Consider the following 12,780-nt stretch of genomic DNA (forward strand, 5'->3'; position numbering starts at 1 on the left):
ATTAATCTAAACAAATAGATATTTAAATTTAAAAATTAGAAAAATTAAATATAAGCAACTTATATAAATCTAACTATAAAAATTTTTATCAATAAATAAACTTATATAGAATTAATTAAGTATATAAATTAATTGTTAATTATTCAAGATTGACAATAATTATATCTATTTTATATAATAAATCTGGTTTAGTTGGAGTAATTAAGCTGTGTAGATAAATTTTTATCAATACGTATAAGTTGACTGTTGTTGGTTAATTAAAATTTTATAAGAAAATAAAAATATAATTAAAGTTAATTTATGATTACAAAAGATATAACGATTTTACATGACTATAGTTGATTGATTTATTTTAGTGTTTTTAACACCCTGGACTTTAATCTAATAATTATTAGATAATTGTGTTTATTGTACATATTTTTTTCTTATGTTAGAGAGCACTATATAGTGTTTAATTTACAATTTATAGGTTTAATACTTCTACTTTAGAATGTTTATTCCTTTACTATGAATCGTTAAAATCGAATAGCTATTTCTTGCTTGTGGTTTTATGAAGTAATCTATTCTATAGTAAAAAATTTTCGTTTACAATAGAGTGTCTTTATCATTACTTTATTTTTAGATAGACTAAATTTATGAGAATAAAATTGGAAACTATTTATGACTGATTTAGTTGAACAACTTCATATTATCAATGAACTTGCCGATGTTTCAGGAGAAGTTATTAATCAATATTTTAGAGAATCTAATATTGAGACTGAAACAAAAAAATTTGAACGTTCTTCTATAGTAACTATTGCTGATCGTGCTGCTGAAGAAGCAATGGTCAAAATTTTGCGGCAAAAAGCTTCAAACGATGGTGTTATCCGAGAGGAAGGAAAAAATATTCCCTCTCAGAACGGTCGTTATTGGGTACTTGATCCTATCGACGGGACTTCATCTTTTGTAAAAGGACTGCCTGTTTTTGGGACATTAATAGGGTTAGTGGATGAGGACTATGATGCTCCTCTGCTCGGTTGTATGAATCAACCTGTTTTACAAGAAAGATGGTTGGGAATACATGGAAAATTACCTACTTTAAATGGAAAAGTAGTAAACAATACATATAGTCAACAAACTGATGTCCACCTGGAAAATGTTTGTTTAGCCTCAACGACTCCTATGATGTTCGTCACTGAAAGACAACAGGAGATAGCGACTAGATTGCAAAATACTTGCAAAAGAATAGCCTTTGGTGGAGACTGCTACAATTATGTATCGTTAGCCAGTGGGTGGAGTTCTATGCCAATGGTCATCTTAGAGTCAGATCTTAAATACTACGATTTTTGTGCCTTAATTCCCATTATTGAGGGGGCTGGATGTGTTCTAACTGACTGGTCAGGAAATCCGCTAAATCGTCAATCTACAGAGGTTTTAGCAACATCTAATAAAACATTGCATGAAAAGGCTTTAAAGGTCATGAATTGTCAATACTAAAGTCTTTAATTTAATTCAAAATCTACCTGGCTATCTTCATAAAGGATAGAAGTCTATGGAAATACCCCAACCGATTTTTAACGGACTAGTTAATAGTAATAAAAGCATAGTATTTAAGACTTAATAGAATCAGTGTTTTATTTCTCTACTGTAAGTAGATTTCAATTTACTTACAGCAGGGTAACTTGTCGCAGACATAGAGGGGAGAACAACAAGCTTTATAAAAATTTTGATGTGAGATGCTCCATACACATAAATACTAAGAGTAGATTATAATCAGTACGTACTAATCAAATTTCTAAAAGAGTATGAGACATTTACAAAGTCCTGATATATTCCCATTTTAAGAATAAAAATTATTTGCAAAGGTTCCATTAGTAAACAGATGATAATAGTGAATGAAACACAAAATATTTATTAATATAAATATTTTGTGTTTGTGTCCTGCTTAAAAAAAAAGAGTATGTTTTTACATAAAAGCCACTGTCATATTTTGTAAATATTACGACCCTAATTTTAATCTAAATCTTGATTATCATATTTTGTAATATACTATTTTTTCACTAAATAGTAATTGAATAAACAGTAAAAGTCATTAATAATCAAATGCGGTCAAATGAAAGCACAGCTTGTATATTTAAAATATATAAATTTTTACTTATTGTATGTAAACAGTTTATGTGTTACTACTTCATTATTCATTGTCATTGCCACTAATAATAATTAGTCGTAATGACTCAGTCTGCATAGGTGTTTTATACAATTTTTAAACTTAATTATATTAAGAATAAAAGCTATAAATTTTTATTTAAAAACTATATAACTGCAAAACAAATTAAATAAAGAATAGTATTTTTAAATTAAATAATATTGGTTAAAGTAATTTAACTTTAACCAATAGTTTATTGGATCTATGTATATCTATTTAAACCCCTATAATAACTCTCTTATATCACTTTAGTTCTCAAGACCTTATACAAGAAAGTATTATGCATTACTTGTGTTTAATTTAACTTTTTAAGTTATACTCTACCTGTTAATTAATATATACACTGCTAAATAGCAAGCAAAAATTAGTGTCAACTTCTACGCCAGAAAAATATGTATTGAATTCTACTGTTATGTATTTAACCATGGATAAGCATGATATAAAGAGCAAGTTCTTATGGGTTTACGTAATCTGCGACTTTATAAAAGTGTATTAGGACATCCTAAGGACTTCTTTTAATATTTGACTTTAACATTCAGTAAAAATCAATAGGGTGTTCTTAAGTTCTGACTTGAATGTAACTATCCAACATAAACCGCTAATATTGGTTTATAACCTTAGAGTATTATCAACAGAATATGAATACCGTAGTTCCTCTTCAAACTGAATATGAAGCCGTTATCGGTTTAGAGACCCATTGTCAACTTAACACTAGTAGTAAAATTTTCTGCGCCTGTTCAACCGAGTTTGACAGTCCTCCCAACACGAATGTATGCCCGGTATGTTTGGGTTATCCAGGTGTTTTGCCTGTTCTCAACAAAGAAGTTTTAGCCTCTGCAGTTAGGTTAGGACTATCAATTAATGGAAAAATCGCTTCATATAGTAAATTTGATCGTAAACAATACTTTTATGCAGATCTTCCTAAGAATTACCAAATTTCTCAATATGATCTCCCCATCGTTGAACACGGTTCCCTTGAAATTGAATTAGTGGACAAAAAAAACAAAAAAGTAACCCGTAAAATTATTGGGATTACGCGTCTACATATGGAAGAAGATGCTGGTAAGTTAGTTCATGTAGGGAGTGATCGCCTATCAGGATCAACTCACTCCCTAGTAGATTTTAACCGGACAGGTGTTCCTCTACTCGAAATTGTTTCAGAGCCTGACTTACGTTCAGGACAAGAGGCAGCAGAATATGCCCAAGAGTTACGCCGTTTAGTTCGTTACTTAGGCATTAGTGATGGTAATATGCAAGAAGGCTCCTTACGCTGTGATGTTAATATTTCCGTCCGTCCTGTGGGACAAAAAGAGTTTGGAACTAAGATAGAAATCAAGAATATGAACTCTTTTAGTGCCATACAAAAAGCTATCGAATACGAGATTGAACGACAAATTAAAACCTTAGAAAGAGGTAAATCTCTATTCCAAGAAACCCGTCTTTGGGAAGAGAAAAATCAATGCACCGTTAGCATGAGAAAAAAGGAAGGCTCTAGTGACTATCGTTATTTTCCTGAACCTGACATCCCTCCTTTAGAAATATCTCTAGAGCAATTAGAAAATTGGCGGAAAACTATTCCTGAACTTCCTGCAAAAAAACGGAAACGTTATGAGAAAGAATTAGGTATTTCTGCTTATGATGCTCGTGTTTTAACCGATGATCGAGATATAGCTAATTTTTATGAAAAAGCCTTAGAGACAGGGGCTGATGCCAAGCTAGTTGCTAATTGGTTAACCCAGGATATTGCAGCTTGTTTGAATAGTAGCAAGTTAGATATAACTGAAATTTCCTTGAGTCCAGTTAATCTAGGAGAGTTAGTTCTACTTATTGAAAAAGGTACCATTAGTGGCAAGATTGCCAAAGAGATTCTTCCAGAACTATTAGAAAAGGGTGGATCACCAGAGAAAATAGTTAAATCCAAAGGGATGACCCAAATTTCTGATACGAAAGAAATTGAAAAAATCATTGACGAAGTCTTGGTTACTAATCCTAAGGAACTGGAAAAGTACCGTAATGGAAAAACTAAATTAAAAGGTTTTTTTGTGGGTCAGGTAATGAAAAAAACAGGTGGGCGAGCTGATCCTAAACTAACAAATCAATTGGTAGAAAAAAAACTGAAAGGTTAGATGTTGTAATATTTCCTATTTATAAATTGGGAGGACTATAAACTTTACCTTTTTAAAAAGTTATACAAATGTCCAGCTTAAATGCTTATTAGTTGATTCGTTAACTAAACATATATTCACGTAAGTTACATCAAAGTTTATATCTCTTCTTGCGGTTATATCCTGTTCCCAAAACAAGAACTCAAATCTTCATTAGGAAAGTATCAAAACTAAATAGTGTAGTTTAGCCTCTTAATCTGTTTTCTAATCTCCTTCTTAGTTTATTCAAAAGTACTTCACTTTAGATGAAACGTCTTAGATTGACATATAAACTTGGTACGGTGTCTGAATGTGTTATGCTAACTAATTTCTTCTGTTAGCAAACTCAGAACAAACTGAAAAATAGCTAGACTACATTATGTTGAGCCAAAATAAGAAGCAAGATTAGTATTTAAACTAGTCTGTTGTTCACATTATAGGGCTGGATTTTTTTTAGTAAAAAGTATATTTTATCGCTTGACAAAAGGCTATATCTTTGGAGTAAAGTTGACCACTATACCGAGTGTAAATGCTTAACGTCATTAAGTCTACCGGCTAGTCAAGAGTATTACAAATGGAGAAATATTTGCACTAAGGAATAGTGTATTTGAAAGTGTCTGTTTATTTACAATCCTCGTCTTCGGCTCTGTTGATAGGAGATATGTCAAAATAAAAAAATAAAATCAAATTCTAACCTGATATTTTGAACATAGTTCTATGAATAATTCTTTCCTTAACCATCTTCGAAGTCCTAAACGACCTGTTCTTGTCTTTGACGGTGCAACGGGGACTTCATTACAATCTCAAAATTTAACTGCAAAGGACTTTGGAGGGACTGAATATGAGGGGTGCAACGAATACCTAGTCCACACTAAACCAGAAGCAGTTAGAAAGGTACATAAAGGTTTTTTGGAAGTTGGTGCAGATATTATTGAAACAAACTCCTTTGGAGGGACTTCTATTGTCCTTGCTGAGTATAATTTAGCAGATAAAGCCTATTACCTCAACAGAAAAGCGGCTAAACTAGCAAAAAGTATTGCAGTTGAATATTCTACTCCTGAAAAACCTCGTTTTGTAGCAGGTTCAATCGGACCAGGAACTAAACTCCCTACCTTAGGACATATTGAGTTCGATACTCTTAAAAACTCATATGTTGAACAAGTAGAAGGCTTATATGATGGTGGAGCAGATTTATTAGTCATCGAAACTTGTCAAGATGTATTACAAATTAAAGCGGCTTTAAACGCTGTCGAAGAGGTTTTTTCCAAAAAATGTGGCCGTTTACCAATCATGGTTTCGATCACAATGGAAGTAATGGGAACAATGTTAATAGGAACAGAAATAAGCGCTGCGCTAGCTATTCTAGAACCCTATAAAATAGATATTTTGGGACTGAATTGTGCTACTGGTCCCGAACAGATGAAAAAACATATTAAATATTTGTCCGAACATTCTCCTTTTATAATTTCTTGTATACCCAATGCTGGACTACCTGAAAATATTGGTGGACAAGCACATTATCGTTTAACTCCAATAGCATTAAAAATGGCGTTAATGCACTTTATTGAAGATTTAGGGGTACAAATTATCGGAGGATGTTGTGGAACTCGCCCTGATCATATTAAAGCATTAGCAGAACTTTCTCATAGTCTTCTACCTAAAGAACGTCATCCCCATTATGAGGCTTCTGCTACATCAATTTATAGTGCACAACCTTATCTTCAAGATAATTCTTTTTTAATTATAGGAGAAAAATTAAACGCTAGTGGCTCTAAGAAGTGTCGTACTTTACTTAACCAAGAAGACTGGGACAGTCTCGTGTCTTTAGCAAAATCTCAAGTGAAAGAAGGAGCACATATTCTCGATGTTAACGTAGACTATGTGGGAAGGGATGGAGCTAAGGATATGCGCACATTAGTGTCCTGTCTTATTAAGAATATAACCTTACCTTTAATGCTTGATTCAACGGAATGGCAGAAAATGGAAGCGGGTTTAAAGGTGACCGGGGGTAAATGTATACTTAACTCCACTAACTATGAGGATGGGGAGGGACGCTTTCTCAAAGTATTAGAATTAGCGAAGAATTATGGCGCAGGAGTTGTAATAGGAACCATTGATGAAGAAGGAATGGGACGTACAGCAGATAAAAAATTTGAGATTGCAAAACGGGCTTATAATGCAGCAATAGAGTATGGAGTACCTGCCCATGAACTTTTCTTCGATACGTTAGCATTACCTATTTCTACGGGGATAGAAGAAGATAGGGGGAATGGAAAAGCAACCATTGAATCTATCAAACTTATCCGAGAAGAATTACCAGGTTGTCATATTTTACTAGGAATTTCCAATATTTCCTTTGGATTAAATCCTGCAGCTCGACAAGTGCTAAACTCTATATTTTTATATGAAGCAATGCAGGTAGGATTAGATGGAGCAATTGTTAGCGTAAATAAGATATTACCTCTCACTAAAATTGAGCAAGAACATCAAAAAGTATGTCGAGATTTAATTTATGACTTACGAGAGTTTGACGGAGATATATGCACCTATGATCCTTTGACTAGACTAACAGAAATATTTATAGGTAAAACCACCAAAAAGGATATCACCAAAATAGCTAATTTATCTATAGAAGAGCGATTAAAACAGCATATTATTGATGGAGAAAGATTAGGTTTAGAAGAAACTTTAAAACAAGCATTGAAGCAATATAATCCTATCGATATTATTAACGTGTTTCTTCTTGATGGAATGAAAATAGTGGGTGAGTTATTTGGTTCAGGACAAATGCAGTTGCCCTTTGTGTTACAGTCCGCCCAAACTATGAAAGTAGCAGTGGCTTACCTAGAACCTCTCATGGATAAAGAAGAAAATAATAACGATAGTGGAAAAGGCAAATTTATTATTGCAACTGTTAAAGGGGATGTTCATGATATTGGAAAAAATTTAGTTGACATTATTCTTTCCAATAACGGCTATAAAGTGATTAATCTGGGGATTAAACAACCAGTTGAAAATATTATTCAAGCTTATGAGAAGCATAATCCTGATTGTATTGCAATGAGCGGTCTCTTAGTAAAATCAACAGCGTTTATGAAAGATAATTTGGAAATATTTAATGAACATGGAATTAGTGTTCCTGTAATTTTAGGTGGAGCTGCTTTAACTCCAAAGTTTGTTTATGAAGACTGTCAAAATACTTATAATGGTAAGGTTATTTATGGTAAAGATGCCTTTGCTGATTTAGCATTTATGGATACATTAATGCCAGCAAAGTTAGTTAATAGCTGGAATAATTTACAAGGCTTTTTAGGAAAATTCGAAGAAAAGAATAGTCTATTTCAGAAGGAACGAGGAGAAAAAACAGCAGAAAAGATTGTTGGTAAAAATAGTAAATATGCCTCCCAGAAAACCTCACAAATTATTGATACAAAACGATCAGAAGCCGTAGAAATAATAGAACCTGTCACCCCTCCTTTTTGGGGAACTAAAATTTTAAAACCAGAAGATTTAAACTTAAGTGAAATCTTCTGGTTTTTAGATTTACAAGCATTAATTGCAGGTCAATGGCAATTTCGCAAGCCTAAAGAACAATCACGGGAAGAATATCATCAATTCTTAGCCAAGAAAGTTTATCCAATTTTAGAAGAGTGGAAACAAAAAATTATTACAGAACACTTATTGCATCCTACAGTAGTATATGGTTACTTTCCCTGTCAGTCTGAAGGGAATAAATTGTTGGTTTATGATTCGAAGATCGTACAAAACCTAAATAATAAAATTCCTGAGAATATAGATCCTATTTGGATAATTGAATTTCCCCGCCAAAAATCTGGTCGCCGTTTATGTCTTGCAGATTTCTTTGCCCCTAAGGAATTGGGGTTAGCTGATGTATTATCAATGCAAGCAGTTACCGTAGGGCAAATTGCAACAGAATACGCACAGAAACTCTTTGCTAACAATGATTATACAGATTATCTTTACTTTCATGGTATGGCCGTTCAAACTGCTGAAGGATTAGCCGAATGGACACACGCCAAAATTCGTCAAGAATTGGGTTTTAGAGAGAAAGAGCCTGATAATATTCGAGAAATATTACAACAGCATTATCAAGGTTCACGTTATAGCTTTGGGTATCCTGCCTGTCCCAATATTCAAGATCAATATAAACAATTAGACGTGTTAGGATGCAAGCGTATTGATATGTATATGGATGAAAGCGAACAAATTTATCCTGAACAGTCTACAACTGCAATCATTACTTATCATCCTGTTGCCAAATATTTTAGTGCATAAGTTAAATATTTGACTGTGAATCACTTAAAACGTATACCGCTTTATCATCGTAATTCAAAAAATTTGTAGATCATCGATTTAGTGTGCAATAAACTGAAAAAATTTCCAAGTTTAGGACAATATCCTATCTAAAAGTTAATGGCTATCAGATGGAATAAACACCAATTAAGGAATAAAGGATTGAATATCTATTATGATGATCAATTTTTGGATTAATTGTTAACTCATTGAGTCAAAAAAATAGGACAAGTAGTTAGGTTAAACTTTTATAGAGAATAATGGGCGATCACTTATCAATAATCTATTTGTAGACTACCATTATAATTAATATTAATAAAGAGGAAGATACTTTAAATTTACTATCTGAATATTTAAAAATTAACTGCGCCGCCATTGTATCGCGATATTTCGTTCTTAAAAACATAAATATAAAAGATAGTTGCTTGCATGTTTTTTAGTCATTTTCAATATATTATTTTAATATAAATACTTATAAAACCTAATTTTTTTAATAAAATAAAAACATTATACTAAACATAAATATACTTATGTTAGTCTAAGTTTAAAATATTTATTATCCTAACTTGGTAGTTTAAATAGCTCATAGTGATAGAGAAAAAATAGAAAATTAACACTAATTTTTTAGATTATAATTTTTCTAGATAAACTATATTACCTAATAAAATTTTTGAATGGACTATCTTTATTAAACTTAGGGTAACTATTATTTAATAATATATTTAGCCCGAAAACTAATAAACCTAAATAACAATATATTGTTATTTAGGTTTTAAAAAAATAATCAAAATAAATAAAAGCAATTATTCTGTTTTTATTGCTAAGCATATTGTTGATTGATATAACACTGTCTATTAAAATATGATACAGATAATTAAGGTTAACTATTTTTCAGTGATTGAGTAAGCCTTAAAAATATTAAATAAATTTAATTTATACAATATAAATACTCTAAATATTTATGCTAAATATAAAAAATTATATATAACTACTTCAACAAGCTTAAAATTTTACCTGATTTAATTTAAATGACATTATTAGTTGGACACAAAATCAAATCTATTTTAGATATGATGTCTTGTAGCATACTTTATTTACATTTTAAACAGTCAAAATTAAAACTATATGATATTTATTTAATTAATACATAGATACATTATTGTCTTTGACAATAATGTATCTATGTATTATGGCTAAGTTTCATTGAATATTATCTTTAATATAAAAATAATTATTGTGTCTGTTTATTTATATACCAGCAATATTTTTTAAATTTTTTATAGATTTCTTGATCAATTAATCTTTCTTTCATCTACTTATTCTAAATAAATATCAGTACCAAAGAATAGAGAATATTCTTTAAAGAATGGAGAATATACTTTTCATCCATTAAAATAAATTTGTAAAGTAGTCCTTCTCTACTTAATTCATAGCAAAATAAGACAATGCAAACTTTGGAAAACTACCAGTTTCGTACATCTCCTAATTCTGGCTTCGATACGATTATTCACCGTCGCAAAACTCGTCCCATCTCTGTAGGAAACATTATTATCGGGGGGGGTCATCCCGTTGTGGTGCAATCAATGATTAATGAGGATACCCTAAATGTTGAAGGAGCAGTCGCCGCTATTAGGCGTTTACATGAGATAGGCTGTGAAATCGTCAGAGTCACTGTTCCCAGTATAGTCCACGCAAAAGCTTTAGAACATATTAATAAAAAACTTATTCAAGTTTATCAGAGAGTTCCTCTAGTAGCTGATGTACATCATAATGGCATGAAAATTGCCCTAGAAGTTGCTAAACATGTAGACAAAGTTCGTATTAACCCTGGATTATATGTTTTTGAGAAACCAAATCCTACCCGTGGAGAATACACTCAGACTGAATTTGATGAAATTGGCGATAAAATTGCTAATACATTGAATCCCTTGGTTACTTATTTAAAAGATCAAGGAAAAGCTCTGCGAATTGGGGTCAATCATGGCTCTTTGGCTGAAAGAATGTTATTTACCTATGGAGACACCCCTGAAGGAATGGTAGAATCTGCCCTAGAATTTATCCATATTTGTGAATCTCTAGGTTTTTATAATATGGTTATTTCTCTCAAATCATCCCGTGTTCCCGTGATGTTAGCTGCCTATCGCTTGATGGTTAAACGGATGGACGATTTAGGAATGGATTATCCTCTACATTTAGGCGTTACAGAAGCGGGAGATGGTGAGTATGGACGAATAAAATCTACTGCCGGAATTGGAACTCTCTTAGCTGAAGGTATTGGGGACACTATTCGCATTTCTTTAACTGAGGCTCCTGAGAAAGAAATTCCTGTTTGCTACAATGTTCTCCAAGCCCTAGGACTACGTAAAACTATGGTAGAGTACGTTGCTTGTCCTTCGTGTGGAAGAACTCTATTTAATCTGGAGGAAGTTCTTCATAAAGTACGAGAAGCAACCAAACATTTAATAGGGTTGGATATTGCAGTAATGGGTTGTATTGTTAATGGACCTGGAGAAATGGCTGATGCAGACTATGGTTATGTTGGAAAACAAGCCGGGTACATTTCTTTATATAGAGGACGAGAAGAAATTAAGAAAGTTCCTGAATGTCGAGGCGTTCAAGAATTAATTGAATTAATAAAAAATGATGGCCGCTGGTTTGAGCCTTAAGCAAAATACCTCTAATAATCTTGGAGACTGATGAGAATAATAACACTGGAAATTAAGTGATTAAACAGTGACCATAATCAGTTCCTCGAGCTAATGGCTTTGATGAGTAAGTAGGAAAATTAAAATCTCTGAGATTCTTACCTTGTAATTTTTATATAAGAAGTGTTATCATGTTCTTCCGTGTTAAAAGTTAGCATTAATTAGACACTAAGCAATCTGTTGTAGGAAACGACCGTGGCCAACTCGAAGTCTGCACTTAAGCGTATTAATATTGCCGAACGAAATCGACTGCGTAACAAAGCGTATCGCTCGGCACTGAGAACTTTGATGAAGAAACACTTTAAAGCTGTAGAGGAATACGCGGCAAACCCCACCTCTGATAATCAAACAGTTGCTGATGAGTCCTTATCAGCAGCCTATAGCAAAATAGACAAAGCCGTTAAACGGAGAGTTTTACATAAAAATAATGGGGCTAGGAAAAAAGCTCGCTTAGCCAAGGCTCTCAAGGAAGTTGCTACAGTTTCTTGAATGGGTTGTTGGGTTCAAACAATCGATAAAAGATAAGACAAGAGGGTTAGGATAAATCAAAACCTGCACTTCCTTACTAGGCTGAAAATAACTGTTTTTTCTAGTCTAGGAGACTTAACTGAGCAGCCGACTTACAATTAACCAGATGCAACTTATTGATACCCATGTTCATATCAACTTCGAAGTTTTTAAGCAAGACCTCGATTTACTCCAGTCCCGTTGGCAAAAAGCTGGGGTGGTTCATCTGATCCATTCTTGTGTTGAGCCCAATGAGTTTAAGGGAATCCAATCTTTAGCAGATCGTTTTCGAGATGAACTGTCCCTCAGCATAGGGTTACATCCACTGGATGCTCATAAATGGACGGTAACAACCGGCGAAGAGATTCTTGCGACAGCCCGGTCAGACCCAAGAGTGGTAGCCATTGGAGAAATAGGGCTGGACTTTTATAAAGCAAATAATCAGGACTGGCAAAAGCAAGTGTTGGAAGCTCAACTGGCTATTGCTCACCAGCTCGATAAACCAGTTATTATTCACTGTCGGAATGCTGCTGCTGATCTTCGAGAAATCTTGGAGTCATTTTCTAGCAATCAAGGTCCGTTACAAGGAGTAATCCACTGTTGGAGTGGAACTCCAGAAGAGACCAAATGGTTTTTAGATTTAGGATTTTACATCAGTTTCAGTGGCATTGTTACATTTAAGAACGCTGTACAACTGCAAGAGAGTGTATTAGTTGTGCCAAGTAATCGCCTTCTAGTCGAAACTGACTGTCCCTTCCTTGCTCCCGTACCCAAACGGGGTAAGCGTAATGAACCATCCTACGTCCGTTATGTCGCCGAATTTTTAGCCCAATGGCGGAGGGTATCCTTAGAAAGTCTAGCTCAAAGAACCACCCAGAATGCCTGCCAACTATTCCAATTATCGATAGCTCACTAAGTGTTGATA

Annotated in this window: 6 protein-coding genes; all 6 read left to right on the forward strand. The window is 33.2% G+C overall.

From position 1 onward, the window contains the following. The first annotated feature begins 660 nt into the window (after positions 1-660). The 6 genes from OXU93_RS03615 to OXU93_RS03640 all read left to right on the forward strand — a co-directional run bounded on the left by OXU93_RS03615 (position 661) and on the right by OXU93_RS03640 (position 12,771). Entirely contained in the window at positions 661-1,476 is an 816-nt protein-coding gene (locus OXU93_RS03615; RefSeq protein ID WP_267384522.1) for an inositol monophosphatase family protein, read from the forward strand. A 1,347-nt stretch (positions 1,477-2,823) separates the two neighbouring features. Continuing rightward, a complete protein-coding gene (gene gatB / locus OXU93_RS03620) occupies positions 2,824-4,311 on the forward strand; it encodes an Asp-tRNA(Asn)/Glu-tRNA(Gln) amidotransferase subunit GatB (RefSeq protein ID WP_267384523.1) in 1,488 nt (495 codons plus the stop codon). 735 nt (positions 4,312-5,046) lie between these two features. Then, on the forward strand, positions 5,047-8,625 hold the full coding sequence (gene metH / locus OXU93_RS03625; protein WP_267384524.1) for a methionine synthase: 3,579 nt from the start codon (positions 5,047-5,049) through the stop codon (positions 8,623-8,625). A 1,463-nt stretch (positions 8,626-10,088) separates the two neighbouring features. Then, a complete protein-coding gene (gene ispG / locus OXU93_RS03630) occupies positions 10,089-11,309 on the forward strand; it encodes a (E)-4-hydroxy-3-methylbut-2-enyl-diphosphate synthase (protein WP_267384525.1) in 1,221 nt (406 codons plus the stop codon). 234 nt (positions 11,310-11,543) lie between these two features. Continuing rightward, entirely contained in the window at positions 11,544-11,837 is a 294-nt protein-coding gene (rpsT, locus tag OXU93_RS03635; RefSeq protein ID WP_267384526.1) for a 30S ribosomal protein S20, read from the forward strand. Between the two features lie 145 nt (positions 11,838-11,982). Next, positions 11,983-12,771 (forward strand): TatD family hydrolase, encoded by a 789-nt coding sequence (locus OXU93_RS03640; RefSeq protein ID WP_267384528.1) that lies wholly within the window; start codon positions 11,983-11,985, stop codon positions 12,769-12,771. Positions 12,772-12,780 lie beyond the last annotated feature (9 nt).

Origin of the sequence: Cyanobacterium sp. uoEpiScrs1 (assembly GCF_947331815.1) — a bacterium.
Taxonomy (GTDB): domain Bacteria; phylum Cyanobacteriota; class Cyanobacteriia; order Cyanobacteriales; family Microcystaceae; genus Rippkaea.